The 20,950-nt window shown below is 69.4% G+C and carries 9 protein-coding genes; 5 read left to right on the top strand and 4 right to left on the bottom strand.

Annotation, left to right across the window (positions count from 1 at the left end):
- The first annotated feature begins 54 nt into the window (after positions 1 to 54).
- The 3 genes from ACFWUR_RS03125 to ACFWUR_RS03115 all read left to right on the top strand — a co-directional run bounded on the left by ACFWUR_RS03125 (position 55) and on the right by ACFWUR_RS03115 (position 15,595).
- Positions 55 to 13,722 (top strand): amino acid adenylation domain-containing protein, encoded by a 13,668-nt coding sequence (locus ACFWUR_RS03125; RefSeq protein WP_378901061.1) that lies wholly within the window; start codon positions 55 to 57, stop codon positions 13,720 to 13,722.
- The gene (locus tag ACFWUR_RS03120) at positions 13,719 to 14,708 is read left to right on the top strand and encodes an ATP-binding cassette domain-containing protein (RefSeq protein ID WP_378901058.1); all 990 of its coding nucleotides are present in this window, start codon (positions 13,719 to 13,721) and stop codon (positions 14,706 to 14,708) included. The genes ACFWUR_RS03125 and ACFWUR_RS03120 overlap by 4 nt, the downstream gene beginning before the upstream one ends.
- Before the next feature lie 107 nt (positions 14,709 to 14,815).
- A complete protein-coding gene (locus tag ACFWUR_RS03115) occupies positions 14,816 to 15,595 on the top strand; it encodes an ABC transporter permease (RefSeq protein WP_378901560.1) in 780 nt (259 codons plus the stop codon).
- Positions 15,596 to 15,664: 69 nt separating this feature from the next.
- Here ACFWUR_RS03115 and ACFWUR_RS03110 read toward each other — a convergent pair whose 3' ends face one another.
- Positions 15,665 to 16,000 (bottom strand): RNA polymerase-binding protein RbpA, encoded by a 336-nt coding sequence (locus ACFWUR_RS03110; RefSeq protein ID WP_067453486.1) that lies wholly within the window; start codon positions 15,998 to 16,000, stop codon positions 15,665 to 15,667.
- 302 nt (positions 16,001 to 16,302) lie between these two features.
- On the opposite strand from ACFWUR_RS03110, the gene ACFWUR_RS03105 reads away from it, so the two are divergent.
- Positions 16,303 to 16,629 (top strand): hypothetical protein, encoded by a 327-nt coding sequence (locus ACFWUR_RS03105; RefSeq protein ID WP_378901055.1) that lies wholly within the window; start codon positions 16,303 to 16,305, stop codon positions 16,627 to 16,629.
- A 76-nt stretch (positions 16,630 to 16,705) separates the two neighbouring features.
- On the opposite strand, the gene ACFWUR_RS03100 is transcribed toward ACFWUR_RS03105, so the two are convergent.
- Positions 16,706 to 17,716 carry a hypothetical protein gene (locus ACFWUR_RS03100; protein ID WP_378901053.1) on the bottom strand — a complete coding sequence of 337 codons (1,011 nt, stop codon included), beginning with the start codon at positions 17,714 to 17,716 and terminating at the stop codon, positions 16,706 to 16,708.
- Positions 17,717 to 17,820: 104 nt separating this feature from the next.
- Complete coding sequence (locus ACFWUR_RS03095) at positions 17,821 to 18,672, bottom strand: SDR family oxidoreductase (RefSeq protein ID WP_378901050.1); 852 nt, start codon at positions 18,670 to 18,672, stop codon at positions 17,821 to 17,823.
- A gap of 112 nt (positions 18,673 to 18,784) precedes the next feature.
- On the opposite strand from ACFWUR_RS03095, the gene ACFWUR_RS03090 reads away from it, so the two are divergent.
- Complete coding sequence (locus ACFWUR_RS03090) at positions 18,785 to 19,387, top strand: TetR/AcrR family transcriptional regulator (protein WP_378901047.1); 603 nt, start codon at positions 18,785 to 18,787, stop codon at positions 19,385 to 19,387.
- Positions 19,388 to 19,445: 58 nt separating this feature from the next.
- On the opposite strand, the gene mqo is transcribed toward ACFWUR_RS03090, so the two are convergent.
- On the bottom strand, positions 19,446 to 20,888 hold the full coding sequence (mqo, locus tag ACFWUR_RS03085; RefSeq protein WP_378901044.1) for a malate dehydrogenase (quinone): 1,443 nt from the start codon (positions 20,886 to 20,888) through the stop codon (positions 19,446 to 19,448).
- Between the last annotated feature and the right edge of the window lie 62 nt (positions 20,889 to 20,950).

Below are 20,950 nucleotides of genomic sequence, written 5' to 3'. Positions count from 1 at the left end.
TGTGCCCGGGCGCTGCTCGGGGAGTTGTGACACAAGGCAGAAACGGAGTGCTTGATGAGTTCTTTGGCCACCGACCACGTCAGCTCGAGCATCACCGACGAGGACCCGGGCCAACCGTTCGCCCTCTCGCCCGGTCAGACAGCACTGTGGTACGCGCAACGGATCCGGCCCGACATTCCGCTCACCATCGCTCATTACGTCGAACTGCACGGTGACCTCGATGTCGGCAGGTTGTTGTACGCGGTCGAACGCTACGGCGCGGAATCCCAGGTGGGACACGTCCGCCTACTCGAGATCGACGGCGTACCCCACCAGCGAGTGGACCCGACCTGGCGTCCCGGTTGGGCTCGGATCGACCTGCGCGGTGAAGCCGACCCACGGGCCGCCGCGCTGGCCTGGATGAACAACCACGCCAGCACCCCGATCGACATGGAGCGCGAACCGCTCACCATCAATGTGGTGTTGCGGGTCGGTGACCGGGAATGGTTCTGGTACGAGCGCGGACACCACATCGTTATCGACGGTTACGGTGCGATGAACGCCCTGTCCCGCACCGCCGAGATCTACACCGCCATCGGCGAGCAGCGCGAACCGTCGGTCTCCCGCGCCGCCGCGCTCGTCGACCTCTACGCCGACGAATCCCGCTACCGCGAGTCCAGCCGGTTCCGCGCCGACCGCGAGTACTGGATGGAACAGCTCGCCGGCGTGGGCGAGCCGATGACACTGTCGTCGGTCATCGCCGCGGGCGACACCCACGACGCGGGGCGTCACCGCGCCACCGCGGTGCTCGACACCGATCTCGACACCCTGCTCACCGACGCGATCGCCACGCACGGGTCGGCGAACTCCGCACTCATCGTCGCCGCGCTCGCCGCCTACGTCCGCTCGGTCACCGGCGACCCGGATGTCGTACTGAGTCTTCCGGTTTCGGCTCGCACGACCGTCGCGCTGCGCCGGTCGGCGGGCGTGGTGTCGAACGTGGTGCCGCTGCGGCTACGGTTCGACGAGCACACCACCGTCGCCGACGTGGTGCGCCAGACCGAACTGCAGATCACCGGCGCCCTGCGCCACCAGCGCTACCGCTCCGACGACATCCGTCGCGACTGTGGCTACTCCCGTGACGCGCGCGGATTCTTCGGGCCGATGGTCAACATCATGCTGTTCCACGACGAGCTGAAGTTCGACGACATCGCCGGTCAGCTGAACGTTCTCGCCACCGGACCCGTCGAAGACCTCTCGATCAACATCTACAACGGCGACGGCGGCCGCATCCAACTCGACTTCGAGGCCAACCCCAAGCTCTACGGCGAGACCGAGAACGCCGCCCACCACTCCCGCTACCTCGACTTCCTCGCGCGCTTCCTGGCCGCCGAGCCGACCACCCCCACTTACGCGCTCACCGCGATCACCGCCGACGAGAACGATCGGGTGCTGCGGGAGTGGAACACCACCGAGATGTCGGTGCAGACCGCGACCCTGGTCTCGCTGTTCGAGGATCAGGTGCGCCGTAGCCCGCACGCCATCGGTCTCGAATTCGGTGACCGCACACTCGGATACACCGAGCTCGGTGACCGGGTGAACCAGCTGGCGCGCGATCTCATCGCGCGTGGCGCGGGCCCGGAGACCACCGTCGGCGTGTGCCTGCACCGCAGTATCGACCTGGTGGTCGGAATCTACGCGGTGCTCGCGACCGGCGCCGCCTACCTGCCGCTGGATCCCGATCATCCGGTCGATCGCATCGACGCGGTGGTGGCGCAGGCGCAGCCGGTGTGTGTGCTCACCGCCGACCGCGACGGGGTCCGCCTGCCGGCGGGCACGGTTCGGATCGATCTGGACACCGTCGACGTCAGCGGCAACGACGTCGCGCCGATCACCGATGCCGACCGACGCACGCCGCTGCGGCCCGATCATCTCGCCTACGTCATCTTCACCTCCGGCTCCACGGGTAAACCCAAGGGCGTCGGCGTCACCCATGCCGCGATCGTGAACCGGTTGCGCTGGATGCAGGCCGAATACCCCCTCGATCACACCGACGCGGTCCTGCAGAAGACCCCGGCCACCTTCGACGTGTCGGTCTGGGAGTTCTTCTGGCCGCTGCAGGTCGGTGCGCGCCTGGTTGTCGCCGCTCCCGAAGGGCATCGCGACCCGGCCTATCTCGCTCGGGTCATCACCGAAAAGTCCATCACCACAGCGCACTTCGTGCCGTCGATGCTGTCGCTGTTCGTCACCGACCCGCGGGTGCGCGGGGGCGCGGGACTGCGACGGGTGTTCTGCAGTGGTGAGGCGCTGCCCGGCGCCACCGTCGCCGCATTCCATGCGGCGCTGCACGGTCCCGACGGCGGCCCGGAGCTGCACAATCTCTACGGGCCCACCGAGGCCGCGGTCGACGTCACCTACTGGCCGTGTCCCGCCGACGCGACGACGGTGCCGATCGGTTCGCCGGTGTGGAACACCCAGACCTACGTGCTCGACCCGCAGTTGCGACCGGCGCCACCCGGCGTCGTCGGTGAGCTGTACCTGGCCGGCGTGCAGCTGGCCCGCGGCTACCTGGGGCGTCCCGACCTGAGCGCCGACCGGTTCGTCGCCAACCCCTTCACCCCGGGGCAGCGCATGTACCGCACCGGTGACCTGGCGCGCTGGCAGATCGCCGGCGGTGTCCTGGAATACCTGGGCCGCACCGACTTCCAGGTGAAGATCCGCGGACTGCGCATCGAACTCGGCGAGATCGAGTCCGCGCTCCTCGCCCAGGCAGGCATCGCCCGTGCGGTCTGTGTGGCCCGCAGCGGCCGCACCGGTGACGACGAACTCGTCGCGTATGTGGTCGCCGCGCCGCAGACATCGGCTCCCGATCCCACCGCCCTGCTCTCGGCGCTGCGCCGGAGTCTGCCGTCCTACATGGTGCCCTCGGCGCTGGTCGTGCTCGACGAACTGCCGTTGAGCGCCAACGGCAAGGTCGATCGCAAAGCGCTGCCCGCGCCGGAGGTGGGTGTGCGGGTCACCACCGGTGCCGCCGCACCGCAGACCGACCTGGAATGCGCACTCGCGGAGATCTTCACCGAGGTGCTCGCCCTGGACGGCACCGCGATCGGCGTCGAGGACAGCTTCTTCGACCTCGGTGGCAATTCCCTGATCGCCGCCCGCGCGGTCGCCCGGATCAACACCACCCTCGACGCGAACGTCACCATCCGGGAAATGTTCGAGGCGCCCACCATCGCCGCGCTGGCCGGCTACATCAGCACCCACCGATCCGAGACGTCGACGCCGAAACTGGTTCCCGTGCGCAGGCCCGAACGGGTTCCGCTGTCGCTGGCCCAGCAGCGGCTGTGGATCCTCAACCGGTTCGCCGAACACGCCGCTGCCTACAACATGCCCCTGGCCCTGCGCCTCACCGGCCATCTCGACCTCGACGCGTTGCGCGCGGGTCTGCGTGACGTGCTCGACCGCCACGAGAGCTTGCGCACCAGTTTCCCCGAAGGACCCGACGGCCCGTACCAGCTCATCCATCACGCGGCCGGGGTGGAACCCGAACTCGTGCCGATCGACGTGGCCGCCGAGGAGATCACCGCCTTGGCCGCCCAGGTGGCCGGGCGCGGTTTCGATCTGCGGACCGAGACGCCGCTGCGGGTCGCGCTGTACCGGGTCGGCGCGCGCGAACACCTGCTGCTCGTGGTGCTGCACCACATCAGCGGTGACGGCTGGTCGGTCGCCCCGCTGGCCAGGGACCTGATGGTCGCGGTGTCGGCGCGCGCGGGCGGGGCCGAACCGCAGTGGGCGGGGCTGCCGGTGCAGTACGCCGATTTCGCGATGTGGCAGCGGGAACTGCTCGGTGAGGAAACCGACCCCGAAGCGCCCATCGCGCGACAGCTCGGGCACTGGCGCGGCACGTTGGCCGGGCTGCCAGATCAGCTCGACCTGCCCTTCGACCGGCCGCGACCACAGCAACGCGGCACCGGCGGGGACACCGTCGAGTTCGTCATCGATGCCGAAACACGGCGTGCCGCAGCCGAACTCGCGACCAGCCGCGGCGTGAGCATGTTCATGGTGCTGCACGCGACGCTGGCCACCCTGCTGGCCCGGCTGTGCGCTGGTACCGATGTCACCATCGGCACGCCCATCGCGGGCCGGTCCGATCCGGCGCTCGACGAGCTGGTCGGCATGTTCGTCAACACCCTGGTGTTGCGTACCGAAGTCGACCTCGGCGCGGGCTTCGACCGCATGCTCGATCTGGTCCGCGAAACCGACCTCGATGCCTTCGCCAACCCCGATGTGCCGTTCGAACGGCTCGTGGAACTGGTCAACCCCGATCGCTCGACCACCAGGCATCCGCTGTTCCAGGTGATGCTGTCCTACGACCGCACCCCCGAGCTACGCATCGAACTGCCCGGTGTCACAGCGGAACTGGTGCCGATCGAGGTCGGCGTCGCGAAGTTCGACCTGCAGCTCGAGGTCCGCGACAACCACGACGACGGACCACTGCACGCCGAATTCGGTTTCGCCACCGACGTTTTCGATCGCGCCACGGTGGAGTCCATCGCCCGGCGATTCACCACACTGCTCGCCGCCGCCGTCTCGGCACCCGTCACGGCGCTCGGTGATCACGACATCCTCGACCGCAGGGAGATCGCCAGGCTGGTGCCGGTGGCCGGTGCGCCCGCCGAACCGGCGGGCACCCTGGCCCGGCTGCTCGGCGACACCGCACAACGCCTGCCCGACTCGGTGGCGGTGCGCTATCTCGGCTTCGACACCACCTACCGTGAACTCGACGAACGCTCGAACCAGTTGGCGCGCAGCCTCATCGCGCACGGTGCCGCGCCCGAATCGGTGGTCGCCGTGGCGCTGCCGCGCAGTCTCGAATCGATCATCGCCATCTGGGCGGTGGCCAAAACCGGTGCCGCCTACGTGCCCGTCGACCCCGCCTACCCAGCCGAGCGCATCGCGCACATGGTCGGTGACTCCGGTGCCACGCTCGGGCTCACCCTGCCCGAGCACCTCGCCGCCCTGCCCTCCGCCACCGGAAAGCACCGGCGGGCACCGGACTGGATGGTGTTCGGGACGGCTGATTTCGAGGCCGACTGCGCCATCCGCTCGGCCACCCCGCTCTCCGACGCCGATCGCAGGCGTCCGATGCGGGCGGGTCAGCCCGCGTATCTCATCTACACCTCGGGCTCGACCGGCACACCCAAGGCCGTCGTGGTCACCCACGCGGGTATCGCCTCACTGGCCAGCGAACAGACCCAGCTGTTCAAGGTGACCGACCACGCGCGCACCATGCACTTCTCCTCGCCCAGCTTCGACGCCTCGGTACTCGAACTGCTGCTCGGATTCGCCGCGGGCGCGACGATCGTGGTCGCTCCGGCCGATCTCTACGGCGGCGCCGAACTGGCCGGTTTCCTGCGCTCGGAACGCATCACCCACGCCTTCATCACCCCGGCCGCGTTGGCCACCGTGCCCACGGGCGACTTCCCGGCCCTCGGCACGGTCATCGTCGGTGGCGAGGCTTGCTCGGACGAGCTCGTCGAGGCGTGGGCCACGAAGTACCGGATGCACAACATGTACGGCCCCTCCGAGGCCACCGTCGCGGTCACCGCGAGCGCGGCCATGGTGCCGGGGGAGCCGGTGCCGCTGGGCGCCCCCGTGCGCGGCATGCGGTTGTTCGTGCTCGACGCCAGGATGAATCCGGTGCCGCCGGGAACACCGGGCGAGCTCTACGTCTCCGGGCCCGGTCTGGCCCGCGGGTACCTCGGCAAGTCGGGCCTCACCGCGCAGCGATTCGTCGCCAATCCGCACGGGCGAGTCGGCGAAAGGATGTATCGCACCGGCGATCTCGTGGTCGCCGACCAGACGGGCCGACTGCGTTTCCTCGGCCGCGCCGACGACCAGATCAAGATTCGTGGTTTCCGCATCGAACTGCGCGAAATCGATCACGTGCTGCGTGAGCACCCGAGTGTGCGGTCGGCGCTGACCGTCGTCCATGTCGACGAGCAGGGACAGCAGCGGCTCGCGTCCTATGTCACCGCCGACGGCCCGATCGACCCGGCGGCCCTGCTCGAGATCGCCCGCGGCAGGCTGCCCGGCTACATGGTGCCCGCCGCGCTGGCGGTGCTCGACGCGATGCCGGTCACCCCGGCGGGCAAACTGGACCGAAAGGCGCTGCCCGCACCGGAATTCGTGGTCAGCGGTGGATCGCGGGCGCCGCGCACGCACCTCGAGATGCGGGTGGCCGCGGTCTTCACCGAGATTCTCGGCCGCCCGATCCCCGGCGCGGAGGACAGCTTCTTCGACATCGGCGGCAACTCGCTGCTGGCCACCCGGCTCGCCGCGGCGCTGCACGCCGACTTCGAGGTGGACCTGCCGGTCCGGCAGATCTTCGAGGCCCCGACCGTGGCAGGCATCGCTGGGTTGATCACGGAAGCGCCCCGGACGCAGCGGGTGGCGCTGGCGGTACACACCCCGCGCCCGGGACGCCTACCACTGTCGCTGCCGCAGCAACGGCTGTGGTTCCTGAACCGATTGTCCCCCGAATCGAGCGCCTACAACATCGCGTTCGTCTTGCGAATCGGCGGAGATCTGGACGTCGAGGCGCTGCGGGCGGCCGTCACCGACCTGGTCGAGCGCCACGAAGTCCTGCGTACGGTCTTCCCCGAAGATCTCTCGGGTGCCCAGCAGGTGGTCCTGCCGCTCGCGCAGGCCGTGCCGGCGATCGAGGTCGTCGACACCGAACCGGAGCGGGCGCGCACGGCGCTGACAACGCTGGCCCGACAGGGATTCGACCTCACCCGGCAGACGCCGTTGCGAGTGTCGTTGCACCGCACCGCATCCGACGAGCACCTGCTCGGCGTTGTCGTGCACCACATCGCCGCCGACGGTTGGTCGCTCGGCCCGCTGACCCGCGACCTCGCCCTGTCCTACGTGGCGCGGACCGAGGGCGCGGCACCCGAGCGAGCGCCGCTGCCCGTGCAGTACGCCGACTTCAGCCTGTGGCAGCGCACGGTCCTCGGGACCGAGGACGATCCGGAGAGCATCGCCGCCACCCAGCTCGCGTTCTGGCGCGAGACCCTGGCCGAACTGCCCGACGAGTTACCACTGCCGTTCGACCGGCCCCGCCCCGTCGAACCGACGGGGACGGCGGGCACCGTGACCTGCCAGGTCTCGGTACCGCTACAACAAGCACTGGACGAGCTTGCGAGCGAAACCGGCGTGAGCCTGTTCATGGTCGTGCGCTCCGCCCTGTCCGTGCTGTTGCGCAGCGTCACCGGCGGACGTGACATCCCGATCGGCACCCCGGTGGCCGGGCGTACCGACATCCAGCTCGACGACCTCGTCGGCATGTTCGTCAACACCCTGGTGCTGCGCTCCGACGTCGACCCCGGACGCAGCTTCACCGAACTGCTGCACGCCGACCGCGACGCCGAACTGGCTGCCCTCGCCCACGCCGACGTGCCGTTCGAACGGGTCGTCGACGCACTCGGCCGGGAGAGCCGAGCGAGCAACCGCCACCCGCTGTTCCAGGTGGCGCTGAGCATGCAGAACAACCGCACACCCGAATTGGCGCTGCCCGGACTGCGGCTGTCCGCGCAAGAGCTCGACATCGCCCTGGCCAAGTTCGACCTGGAACTGCGGGTGGCGCCCGCCGACGAGAACGGGCTGCGCTTCGAATTCGTCTACGCCACCGAACTGTTCGACGCCGCCACCGTCGAGACCATGGCCGATCGGTTCGTACGGATCCTCACCCAGGTGAGTGCCGACCCACGGCGACTGGTGTGCGATCTGGACCCGCTCACCGTGCTCGAACATCGTGACCACGTCCCCGCACAGGGACCCGCCGCGGTCACGCCGGTCATCTTGGCCGACATCCTCGACGGTGCCGCGACGAAGTACCCGCACCGGCCCGCGCTGCGCTGGTTCGCCGACGGCAGCGTCGCCGGGGAGGTGGGCGAGCTCGACTATGTCGACGTCGCGAATCGAGCACACCGGCTCGGACGGGCGCTGATCGCGCGTGGCATCGGCACCGGCGACCGTGTCGCCGTCGGCCTGACCCGGTCACTGGACTGCGCCCTGGCCATCTTCGGTGTCGCGGCCAGCGGCGCCGCGTTCGTCCCCGTCGACCCGCGCTACCCGGCCGACCGGGTGCGGCACATGCTCACCGACTCGGGCGCCCGCGCGGTGATCACTGCCCGCGCCGACGCGGATGCCCTGCGCGAGGCCGCGGGACCGCTCGACACCCAGTGGCTGCTGATGGACGACGAGGAGCTGAACGCGGAACTGGCCGGCTACGAGGGCGTTCGGATCTCCGACGCCGAGCGCATCCGTCCGGTGCACACCGCCGACCTGGCCTATCAGATCTACACGTCCGGTTCCACCGGCCTGCCCAAGGGCGTGACCGTCACCCACGGTGGCCTCACCAGCCTCGCGCTCGACCTGCGTGAACGCATGGGCCTGGACCGGTTCTCCCGAACGTTCTTCTTCTCCACGCCCAGTTTCGACGTGTCCGTCCTCGATATGCTCCTCGCCGTCTACTCGGGCGCCGAGATGGTGATCGGCCCGATCGACATCTACGGCGGCGACGAACTCGGGGCACTGCTCGAACGCGAGCAGATCACCCACACCTTCCTGACCCCGGCGGTGCTGGCCTCGATCGATGCCACCCGCTGGCCGCTGCCGATGTTGCGCGGTCTGATGGCCGGCGGCGAAGCGGTGCCGCCGGACCTGGTGGAGAACTGGGCGCCGGGCCGACGGTTCGTCAACGCCTACGGGCCCACCGAGTTCACCGTCATCGCGGCGATGTCGGAGCTGCGGGTGGGTGTCCCGGTGGCCATCGGAACGCCGGTGCGCGGTTCACGCGCACTCGTGCTCGACGAACGCCTGCGACCGGTCGCCACCGGTGTTCCGGGTGAGCTCTACATCGGTGGCGCGGGCATCGCCCAGGGCTATCACGAGCGCTACGGCCTGACCGCGGGACGCTTCATCGCCGACCCGTACGGCCCGGCGGGCAGCCGGATGTACCGCACCGGCGACGTCGTGCGCTGGACCGCGGGCGGTGAGATCGACTACCTCGGCCGCAGCGACCACCAGGTCAAGGTGCGTGGCTTCCGAATCGAACTGGGCGAGATCAGCGCCGTCCTCGGTAGCCATCCCGAGGTCCGCTTCGCGCACACCGAGGTCCGGCGGATCGCGGGCGACGACCGGATCGTCGCCTGGATCCAGCTGAACGAGGGCATCGACCCGGCCGAACTGGCCGAGGTGAAACGCCACGCCATGGTCCGGCTGGCCGGGCACATGGTTCCGGCGTCGCTGAACCTGATCGATCGGGTGCCGCTCACACCGGTCGGCAAGCTGGACCGCACCGCGCTGCCGGAACCGGAATTCACCGCCACCGCGGGCCGGGCGCCGCAGACCGACGCCGAGCGGACGGTCGCGCGGGTGTTCGAGGATCTGGTCGGGGCGAGCGCGGTGTGCGCCACCGACAGCTTCTTCGACATCGGCGGCAACTCGCTGTTGGCCACCCAGCTGGTGGCCCGCCTGGCCGCCGTGAGCAATGTGCGCCTGGAAGTGCGCACCGTGTTCGCGACGCCGACCGTCGAAGAACTCGCCGCGCTCATCGAATCCGGGCCGTGCGGTGACGAGAACCGGCCGGACCTGGTGGCCCGACCCCGGCCGGAGCGGATCCCGCTGTCGGCGGCGCAGCGCAGGCTGTGGTTCCTCAACCGATTCAACGCGGGCGCCGACGGCGAAGGCCAGTCGGCCGGCGCCTACAACATCCCGGTGGTGCTGCGCCTGCACGGCACCGTCGATCTCGATGCACTCATTGCCGCTTTGCACACGGTGCAACGTCGGCACGAGACGCTGCGCACGGTGTTCCCGGAAAGCTCGGGGGAGCCCGAGCAGTTGGTGCTCGACCCGGCCATCGCCGCCGTCACGCTGTTCCACGCGACGGCGACCGCGAGCGAGGTCGACACCGCCGTGACCCGTTTCGTCACCCCGGGCTTCGATCTGTCGTCCTCGGTGCCGATGCGGGCGGCGCTGATCAGCGTCGACCACACCGGGCAGGCGGTGCCCGCCAAGGCCAAATACGCCGTCGCGCGGTCGACCGAGCACGTACTGGTGCTGGTCGTGCACCACATCGCGATGGACGGCTGGTCGCTCGAACCTCTCGCCGCCGAAGTGGCCGCCGCCTACCGGGGCCTACAGACCGGTGAACCGTTCGGCGAACAGATCCCGCAGATCCAGTACGCCGACTACACCCTGTGGCAGCAGGAACTGCTCGGCACCGAAGACGATCCGGACTCGCTGATCAGCAAGCAGCTCGATCACTGGCGCGGCGTGCTCGACGGTCTGCCCGAACTGCTCACCGTGCCCGCCGATCGGTCGCGCCCGCCGGTGCCTTCCTACCGGGGCGGCACCGTCGACTGCACGGTCGACGCGGCAACCCATCGCGCGTTGCGCGGTATCGCCACCGCGAACAACGTCAGCATGTTCATGGTGCTGCACGCGGCACTGGCGGTCCTGCTGCATCGGGTCACCGGCACCGAGGACATCGCCGTGGGCACCGCCAGCGCGGGCCGTGGGCATCCCGCGCTCGACGCGATGATCGGCATGTTCGTCAACACCCTGGTGCTGCGCACCGAGGTGGCCGACGAGCGCGCGTTCATCGACCTGTTGCGCACCGTCCGCGACGGGGACCTCGACGCGTTCGCCAATGCCGACCTGCCTTTCGAACGGCTCGTCGAAGTGGTCAATCCGGCGCGCTCACAGGCACATCACCCGCTGTTCCAGGTGATGCTGTCGGTGCGCAACACTCCCGTGCGGATGCTGGAGCTGCCCGGCCTGCGGATCGAAGCGGTCGACGCCGACGCCGGCATCGCCAAGTTCGACCTGCAGTTCACCTTCACCGAAACCCAGACCGACGAGCGGGTGGGCGACGGCATCAACCTGTCGGTGAACTACGCGGCCGACCTGTTCGAGGAGGTCACCGCACGCAGGCTCGGCGACCGCCTGGTCCGGCTGCTCACCGCCGTGGCCGCCGATCCGAACACCGCGGTGGGCGACCTGGCGCTGCTCGACGCGGTCGAGTGGACCGCGCTGGCACCGGTACACGGCACCCGCGCCGAGCCGCCGACGACCCTGCCCGCGGTCTTCGGTGCGGCCGTCGCTCGTTCCCGCGACGGGGTCGCGCTGTGCGCCGGCGACACGGTCGTCACCTACGACGCGCTCGACCGGTGGACCAACCGGCTCGCCCGCGTGCTCATCAGCCAGGGCGTGGGGCCGGAAACCCTCGTGGCACTCGGCATTCCGCGCTCGGTGGAGTCGGTGGCGACCATGTTGGCCGTCGCCAAGGCCGGGGCCGCGTTCGTGCCCGTCGACCCGAACTACCCACCCCAGCGGATCAGTCACATGCTCACCGATTCCGCCGCCGCACTGGGTTTGACGTTGCTCGCCCACCGCGATCGGCTGCCCACCGACACCCGTTGGCTGGTCCTGGACGACCCGCAGACCCGGGCCACCGTGCTGGGCACCGACGACTCGCCGATCACCGACGCCGACCGTCTTCGCCCACTGCGCCTGCACAATCCGGCGTACGTGATCTACACCTCGGGCTCCACCGGCACGCCGAAGGGCGTCGTCGTCACCCACGGCGGCCTGTCGAACTTCGCCGCCGAGACCGCCGACCGTTTCGATGTGCGGCCCGGCAGCCGGGTGCTGCACTTCGCCACCCCGAGCTTCGACGCCGCCATGCTCGACATCCTGTTCGCGCTCGGCGGTGCGGCGACGCTGGTGATCTCCCCGGCCGGGGTGGTCGGCGGCGAGGACCTGCGGCAGGTGTTCATCCGGGAACGGATCACCCACGCGTTCATCACCACCGCCGCGCTCGGCACCGTCGACCCGACGGGCGTGCACTCGCTGGCCCACGTGCTCACCGGTGGTGAAGCGCTACCGCCGGAACTGCTCGCCCGCTGGGCGCCGGGACGCAACTTCTACAACGTGTACGGCCCCACCGAGACGACCATCGTCACGCTGATGCCGCAGCCGATGAGCCCGCGGGGGCCGATCACCATCGGTGGGCCGATCCGGGGAGTCGCGGCCAGCGTGCTGGACCGGCGACTGCATCCGACACCCATCGGTGTCACCGGCGAATTGCAGTTGGCGGGCGCGGCCTTGGCCCGCGGCTACCTCAACCGCCCGGGTCTCACTGCCCAGCGGTTCGTCGCCGATCCCTACGGTGCACCGGGCGCACGGATGTACCGCACGGGCGACCTGGTGCGCTGGCGGGACAGCGCGGAGTCGGCACTGGCTGTGGAATACGTCGGCCGCACCGACCATCAGGTGAAGGTCCGCGGTTTCCGGATCGAACTCGGCGAGATCGACGTCGCGTTCGCCCGCCACGCCGATGTCGAGCTCGCGCTCACCATCGGTCACACCACGCAGGCCGGGGTCACCGCCCTGGTCTCGTATGTGAAGGCGCGCAACGGGTCGGCGCCGAGCGTGCCCGACCTGCTCGAGCACGTCGCCGGGCACGTGCCCAACTACATGGTCCCGCAAGCGATCATGCTGCTCGACGAGGTGCCGCTGAGTCCGGTCGGCAAGCTCGATCGCGCTCGGCTGCCCGAGCCGGTGTTCACCGCGTCGGGTGGTTACCGTGCGCCGGTGACCGCGGCCGAGAGGGCGCTGTGCGCGGTGTTCACCGAGGTGCTCGGGGTCGAGCGGGTCGGCGTCGACGACGGGTTCTTCGAACTGGGCGGCAACTCCCTGCTGGCCACCAAAGTCGTTGCCGCACTGCGCGAGCAGGGCTACGAGATGCCGGTGCAGATGATGTTCGGCGACGCCACCCCGGCGGCGATCGCGGCCAAGCTCGACGGCGTCGACCCGGCGGCGGTGATCGAAGCGGCCACCAGCCCGGTGCTGGCCATCCGCCCGTCCACCAGCCCGCACGACACCCCGCTGTTCTGCGTGCATCCGGCGATCGGTCTGGCCTGGTGCTACGCCGGACTGCTCGCTCATCTCGCCCCGCAGCGCCCGGTGTACGGCCTGCAGGCACCGCACGTGTCCGGCGACGACGGCTTCACCTCGATTCCCGAAGCCGCCGGACACTATGTGGCCCACATCAAGTCGATCCAGCCGCACGGTCCCTACCACCTGCTCGGCTGGTCGCTCGGCGGCTTGATCGCGCAGGAGATCGCCGTGCAGTTGCAGGACGCGGGCGAAGACGTCGCGCTCCTGGCGATGATGGACAGCTACCAACTCGGCGACCGCTGGCTCGACACCTCGATGCCCAGCGTCGCCGACATCCTCGGCGAGTTCGGCGCCGATGTGGTCGACGGCGCACCGTTGCCCGCCGACCTCGACCTGCACGAAGCGGCGGATCTGCTACGGGCGCAGGCGGGCCCGTTCGCCGCGCTCTCGGTGGACCACCTGCAACGCCTCTACACCGGGTATGCCGACGGCACCGTCATGGCCAACCGGTTCCGGCCGCGCACCTTCGACGGTGACCTCGTGTTCTTCACCGCCGCGGCGGACGAGATCAACGCCGCCGACCCGAGCCGGTGCGCGCAGGCCTGGCAGCCGTTCGTCACCGGCAACATCCACAACCACGACCTGCCCTGCAGGCACGCGGCGATGACCACCCCGGAATCGTTGGCGGCGATCGGCCCCGTGCTGCATCGCCACCTCGACGCCGTCCCGGAGATCACCGTATGCGGCGGCGGCCAGAAGGAGATGCGACCGTGAGCCTCGCGGTAGAAGTGCGCGGTCTTGCCAAGAGTTACGGCAAGGTGCGCGTACTGAAGGAAATCGACCTGGAGATCCCGGCGGGTACCGTGCTGGGCCTGCTCGGGCCCAACGGCGCGGGCAAGACCACCACCGTGCGGATCGTCACCACGCTGTTGCGACCCGATGCCGGTTCGGTGCGCGTCGCCGGTATCGACGTGCTGGCCGACCCGGCGACCGCGCGCACCAGAATCGGGTTGTCCGGCCAGTACGCGGCGGTCGACGCCAATCTGACCGGCTACGAGAACCTGCGGATGGTGGCGCGTCTGTACGGCATGGGGCGCAAGCAATCCGTCGCCCGCGTGGAGGAACTGCTCACCGCGTTCGGGCTCGACCACGCGGCGGGCAGGCGAGCGGGAACCTACTCCGGTGGCATGGCGCGTCGACTCGACCTGGCCGGTGCGTTGGTGGCGCGGCCGCCGGTGGTGGTGCTCGACGAACCGACCACGGGCCTTGACCCGCGCGGGCGCCTCGACATGTGGCAGGTGATCGGTGATCTCGTCGACGACGGCACCACCGTCCTGCTCACCACCCAGTACCTCGAAGAGGCCGACCTGCTCGCCGACCGGATCACCGTGATCGACAAGGGCACGGTGATCGCCCGCGGTTCCGCCGACGAACTCAAGAGCTCGATCGGCGGCGACCGGCTCACGGTCACCCTCGCCGCGGGACAGAGTCCGTGGCCCGCGGTGCAGGTCCTGCAGCAGGTCGGCGTCGGCGAACCCATCCACGAACCCGGTAGCGACGAGGTGTCGGTGGTGGTGGGCAACGGCTCACGCACGATGGTCGAAGCGCTGCGCCGCCTCGACGACGCCGGAGTGTGCGTCCTCGACGCGAACGTGGTGCGCCCGACCCTCGACGATGTGTTCCTCTCGCTCACCGGCACCCCGGCCGAACCGATCCCCGAACCCGAAACCGACGACGTGCAAGAGGAGGTCCTGTCGTGAGTGCCCCCGATGTCACGGTGGACGAGTACGAAACCCGCGACCTGCCCATCTCGCCGACCACCCCCCGGCCGTCCGCCCCCGAGGAGACGGAACCGCGGGCCCGGTTCGTGCGTGACAGTGCGATCGTGGCCTACCGCAACCTGCTGACCATCCTGCGCGTGCCGACGCTGCTGGTCACCGCCACCATCCAGCCGCTGATGTTCGTGTTCCTGTTCGCCTACATCTTCGGCGCCTCCCTCGGCGGGGATCAGTACCGGGAGTTCCTGCTGGCGGGCATCTTCACCCAGACCGTGGCGTTCAACGCCGCGTTCACCACCGTCGGGCTGGCAGGCGACCTGCAGAAGGGCATCATCGACCGGATGCGCACGCTGCCGATGTCGAGGCTGGCGGTGCTGATGGGCCGCACACTCTCGGACCTGGTCGTCAATATCGTGAGCCTGGGCGTGATGTCGATCTGCGGGTACATCGTCGGCTGGCGCATCCACGGCAGCTTCGGCGACGCGGTGATCGCCTTCGCCATCATCTTGCTGTTCGCGTTCGCGATGTCGTGGGTCGGTGCGCTCACCGGCCTGGTCTCCCCGACGGTGGAGGTGGCGCAGAGCGCGGGCTTGATCTGGCTGTTCCCGCTGACGTTCATCTCCTCGGCGTTCATCTCCGCCGAAACCCTGCCCGGCCCCCTGCGCGCCATCGCCGAGTGGAATCCGATCACCGCGGTCTCGGCCGCGGGCCGCAAGCTCTTCGAGAACGACTCACCGCCGGCTTTCGTCCCGGCCACCGGGTGGGCCGCGGAGAACTGCATCCTCTACGCGATCATCTGCTCGCTGGTCATCCTGGCGATCGCCATGCCCGCGGCGCTACTGCAGTACCGCAAGGTCGCCAGTCACTGAACTGGCTGCGAACGCCGAAGGCCGCCTTCCCAGTGGGGAGGCGGCCTTCGGCGTCATGCCCTCGAACTGTTACCCGCGGCGGCGGGTCTTCAGGAGGTCGAGGCGCTCCTTGAGCAGCTCCTCGAGCTCCTCCTTGCTGCGACGTTCCAGCAGCATGTCCCAGTGGGTGCGCGGCGGCTTGACCTTCTTGGTCTCCACGGAGGTGCCCTCCATGAGCTGACCCTCCTGGCCGTTACGGCACAGCCAGGTGGGCGGGATCTCCGCGTCGTCGGCGAACGGGACGTCGAACTCCTCACCGTTGTCGGTGCGGTAGCGGGCGATCCGGCGCGGGGCCAGGTCGTGGTCGCGATCGGTCTCGTAGCTCACCGCTCCGAGCCGACTGCCCCGGAGTACGCGATCTGCCATGTGTGCTCCTGTAATTTTGGCGGCCGGGGCCGCAGTTCTCGGCGCTGAACTCCACCTCTTCCCTCCCTACGGGCACTCCTTCGTCGCACCCTTCGGTCAGTCCAACGGCGGAGGCGCGCCGAGAACAGGACGTAGTACTACCTCAACGCGCGGGAGGTCTGAACTGTTCCATTGTAGTCGTACGGGAATACGGGGGGATCGACCCCCGAATCCGCGGTAACGGCCGGACGGTATCGGGAGGGTGCCCGCTCAGCGAGACCTGAACCGGCGAATTGTTTCGCGGGCCGATAGGGTTTCCGATCATGTCGCGCAGTCGCCTGCTGTCCTGCCTCTGGTGCGGGCGGGAGATCGTGGATTCGGAGTCGGGTCGGCGTCGCCGCTATTGCCGCCAGTCGTGTCGCCAACGTGCCTACGAGCACCGCAGCAGTCTCAAGGGGACCGGCATCCCCGAGGACGCGGTGGTGCTGACCGCGCAGGAAGCCGCGGATCTGGCCGATCGGTGGTTCGCGGCGCGGTGCGCGGCCGAGGATGTGGCCACGGCGGTGGGGGAGCAGGCTTCCCCGGCGGAGTTGGCGCAGTTGAGCGCGACATTGGTCCAGCTGGCGCGCGAGGCCGAACGGCTCCGCTGAACGTGCGAAACCCCGTGTCTCCCAGCGTGAATCGGCGGGAAACCCGGGGCCTCGGCATCGGTAGGCGACGTCGGCACTAGGCGGGCAGTGCCTCGCGAGCACGCAGGTAGACGGCCGTCACGCCGCCGGTGACGAGCAGCGCGAGGGCCGCGGCGGCGCCGGCCGTCGCGAGGTCGGGACTGGTGAGAGCCTGTCCGCGCAGGGCCTGCCAGGCCACCAGCGTGAGCAGGCCGAAGTAGCCGAGGACGGCGACCACGAGCAGGGCCGCGCGCGTCGTTTCGGAGCGCAACCAGCGATAGCGAGGCGCGAGAGCGACCAAGACGACGGCGAGCAGCAGCAGCACCTGGATGCCGTGCAGGCCGACGAAGTGCGGGATGCGCAGGTCGCCGCCGATGGTGCTCCAGTGGGTGATCGGCATGCCCGCGGCACTGTCACGTGCTGTATCGCCGGGCCGTACGGTGTGCCCGGCCACCAGCCCGACCACGGTGCCGTCGGAGCGTTGGACGAGTTGCGGTCCGGTGAACCCCATGAGGTAGCCGAGCGCCATCCCGGTCACCGCCAGCCACAGCCCCGCCTTCAACGCGATCCTGGTCGGCCGGTCTGCCAATTTCTGCCAGGAGATGATCACCGCCAGAACAAGATTCGCGACGAACAGGCCGGGTACGCCGGAGGCGAACACCTGCTGGCCGATCTCGTTGATCGGGTCGGTGGAGTCGTTGAAATGGCTGAACGTCCCCCGGGCGGCTTGCAGCGCGATGAAACCCACATCGGCGATCCCGGTGATCGCGAAGACGGTGCCCAGCCACCAGGTTGCGCGCCGACCGCGGTGGGGCAGCCGCAGGATCCACGCCAGTGTCATGCCGTAGAGCGCGAAGGCCAGGCCGAACTTGGCCGGCTTGAGCCACACCGATTCGCCGAGCAGCAACCGATCGTCGAGCGCCATCCCGACGATCGACACCACGACCAGTGCGGCCATGAGCGCGGAATTCACCAGCAGCGGGCCGTGCCAGGGGGCACGGTCGGTGCCCTCGTGCGCGGTGCGCACCTTGAAGCGGGACAGCGTGTGGGTGAGGTCGATCGTCGCCATGAATCGAAAATAGAAATTCGGTGCGCCACACCACGTCCCGCTGCGGAACGGTTCGACTCCGATACCGGGGTACGGGTCGGCCTACTCGGGTTCTAGGGGTGTCGTCAGATTCCCATGCGCCAGACGGCGGCATCGACCGCGCGGGGCGAGACGAGCGCGAGCGCCTGCAGGACGCGGGTGTAGGTCGGGTACAGCTCGAGCGGACGGGTGCGGATCGCGGTGGTGATCCAGTCCGCCGCCTCCTCGGGCGTCAGCGCCGCAGCGTCGGCGTACTTACCGGTGGGCGCGATCATTTCCGTGCGCACCAGCGGGTAGCCGACGGTGGTGACGTGCACGCCGCGTCCCCTGGTCTCCGCGCCGAGACTGCGCCCGAACGCGCCGATCGCCGCCTTCGACGCGTGATAGGCGGTGAACAGCGGCATCGACCCGGCGGCCACACCCCATGTCGCGACATTGATGATGTGCCCGGCGCCCGCGTCGAGCATCGACGGCAACAGCCCCATCGTGAGCCGGGTGGCCCCGAAGTAGTTCAGTGCCATGGTGCGCTCGTAGTCGTGGAACCGGTCGGTGGTGTCGGCGGCGCTGCGGCGAATCGATCGGCCCGCGTTGTTCACCAGCACGTCGATGGTCCCGAACTGCTCGAGCAAGGTTTTCGCCAGCGCGTCGATCTGCTCGCCGTCGGCGAGATCGCAGGTGATCATCTCGGCGTCGCCGCCTTCGGCGCGGACCGCGTCGCGAACCTCGGCCAGTGGCTCGGCGTTCCTGGCGACGAGAACGACCCGCGCCCCTTCGCGGGCGAGTGCGTGCGCCGCGGCTTTGCCGACTCCCGAGGAGGCCCCCGTCAACACCACGGTCTTGCCCGCGATCTCCTGGACCTCACCCCCGAACACCCGCGCCAGCAGGCGGGGAAGCGCGGGCGGGTTGAGCAGCACCGATTGTGCGACTTCGGTGAACACGGGGACTCCTGTCGATCGTGCGGCGGGGCGAGCAGGTAATTGACTGAATAGTAAATTACAAAGTGGCCGATTGAGTGTCAACCGGCGCGTGGGTCGATGGTTGGATGGACCGGTGAGCACAGCCGGCACCAAAGGCGTCCCGCGCCCCGAGCGCGAACAGCAGATCCTCGACGCGGCCGTCGCCGAGATCGGCCGCGTGGGGTACGCGGGGCTTTCCCTCGCCGACGTCGCGCAGCGCGCCGGAATATCCAAGCCGCTGGTCTATACCTACTTCCAGTCCAAGGACGGGCTCTACATCGCTTGCGTCGATCGCGCGGCAACGCTTCTGTTCGACGCGATCGAATCCGCCATAGCCGGGGCGGGTGGACTCAGCAAGGCCGAACGCACCCTCGACGCGATCTTCGTCGCCCTCGAGCCGCGCCCACACGACTGGACCGTGCTCTTCGACCGCTCCCACCCCGACGACGGGCCCGCCGCCGACACCGTCCGCGCCGCCCGCCGCCGGATCGCCGCCCAAGCCGCGCGCGGTGTCGCCGACGCCATCAGTGCCGTCGACCTGAGCGACCCGACCGACGTGTCCGCACTGACCGATGTCTGGATGGGTGCGGTGACCTCGCTGGTCCTGTGGTGGTTGCGCCACCCCGATCAGACGGCCGAGCAGATGACCGCGCGCAGCCATCGCCTGATCGGCGCGCTCGTGACGGCCCCCCGGTGAACGCGGTCCGCACCCCGGCTGCGGGCCGAGGTGCGGATTTGCTTGTCCGACAACTGATTCAGGACGCTACCTCGGTGGTCGAGGCGTCGGCGGGCAGCAGTTGCGCGAGCAGTGGAGCCCACTCGTAGCGACGTGCGGGGAAGCAGCGCTCGAGCAGGTCGCGCATGATCGAGGGTGCGATCGAAGCGCCGGGGGAGGCGCCGAGGAGGCCGGCGACGCTGCCGTCGGCACCGGTGACCAGTTCGGTGCCGAATTCGAGTACGCCACCGCGCCGACGATCGGGCTTCACCAGTTGCGCGCGTTGCCCGGCTTGGACCAGGGTCCAATCGGCGGGGTCGGCGGTCGGGTAGAAGCGCTGGAGTTGCGCGAACTTGCGCCGGGGTGAGGCCAGTAGTTCGGTGACGAGGTAGCGGACCAGATCGAAGTTGTGCAAGCCGACCGCGACCAGTGGGACGATATTGTGCGGGCGCAGGGTGGTGAACAGGTCGGTGAGTTTGCCGTGGCGCAGCAGTCGGGTGCTGAAGGTGGCGTAGGGACCGAACAGCAGAGCGCCCGCGCCGTCGACCTCACGTCGATCCAGGTGTGGCACCGACATCGGCGGGGCGCCCAGCGCGGCCTGGCTGTAGACCTTGGCGTGATGCTCGGCGACGACCGCGGGATCGTCTGTGCGCAGGAACTGCGCGCCCAACGGAAACACCCCGTAGCCCCGCACCTCGGGCAGACCGGCGCGCTGCAACAGGCGCAACGCGTATCCGCCCGCCCCGACGAAGACGAACCGGGTCCGCACCCGGAACCGCCGCCCGCTGTCGAGGTCGCGCCCGCGTACCGTCCACAAGCCGTCCTTGCCGCGGGTGAGCCCGGTGATCTCGCGATGCATCCGAACCGCGTTGCCCGCCGCGCTCATCGTCGACAACAACGACCTGGTCAGCGCGCCGAAGTCGACATCGGTGCCCGCGGTGTGCCGGGTGGCCGCCATCGCCTCTCCGTCGGCTCTGCCGCGCACGAGCAGCGGCGCCCACTCCGCGATCACCGCCCGGTCCTCGGTGTACTCCATCCCCGCGAACGCGGGCAGTGCCCGCAGCGTGGCGTACCGCTGTCGCAGGTAGGCGATGTCGCGCTCGCCGAACACCGCCGTGATGTGTGGTGTCGGGGTGAGGAACGTGGTGGGCGCGAGCTCGCCACGGTGGGCCAGCGCGGACCAGAACCGTCGCGAGAGCGCGAACTCGTCGGCGATCCCGGCCGCCTTGGCTCCGTCGCCGGGGTCGGGCATGTAGTTGAGCTCGCACAACCCGGAGTGCCCGGTGCCCGCGTTGTTCCAGGGATGGCTGCTCTCGGCCGCCGGTTCGCCGAGCCGTTCGAACAGTGCGATCGACCAGTCCGGCGCCAGCGTGCTCAGCAGTGCGCCGAGTGTGGCCGACATGATGCCGCCGCCGATCAGCACTGCGTCGAGAATGTCTTCGCCACTGCCGGATTCGGGCCGTGGGGCTGTGGTGTCGTTCATTGTCGAACCTCCCGTGAGCTGTGTACCGCCATCCTCACGCCGGGAGCAGTGATCCGTCCAAC

Source organism: Nocardia sp. NPDC058633, from assembly GCF_042717045.1.
Classification (GTDB): domain Bacteria; phylum Actinomycetota; class Actinomycetes; order Mycobacteriales; family Mycobacteriaceae; genus Nocardia.
Note: the sequence above shows the minus strand (reverse complement) of the source record. Positions and strands in the feature narration are given on the sequence as shown.

Coding starts and splice junctions, on each gene's coding strand:
- ACFWUR_RS03125 (WP_378901061.1), top strand. CDS start 55: ATGAGTTCTTTGGCCACCGACCACGTCAGCTCGAGCATCACCGACGAG.
- ACFWUR_RS03110 (WP_067453486.1), bottom strand. CDS start 16,000: ATGGCAGATCGCGTACTCCGGGGCAGTCGGCTCGGAGCGGTGAGCTAC.
- ACFWUR_RS03105 (WP_378901055.1), top strand. CDS start 16,303: ATGTCGCGCAGTCGCCTGCTGTCCTGCCTCTGGTGCGGGCGGGAGATC.
- ACFWUR_RS03100 (WP_378901053.1), bottom strand. CDS start 17,716: ATGGCGACGATCGACCTCACCCACACGCTGTCCCGCTTCAAGGTGCGC.
- mqo (WP_378901044.1), bottom strand. CDS start 20,888: ATGAACGACACCACAGCCCCACGGCCCGAATCCGGCAGTGGCGAAGAC.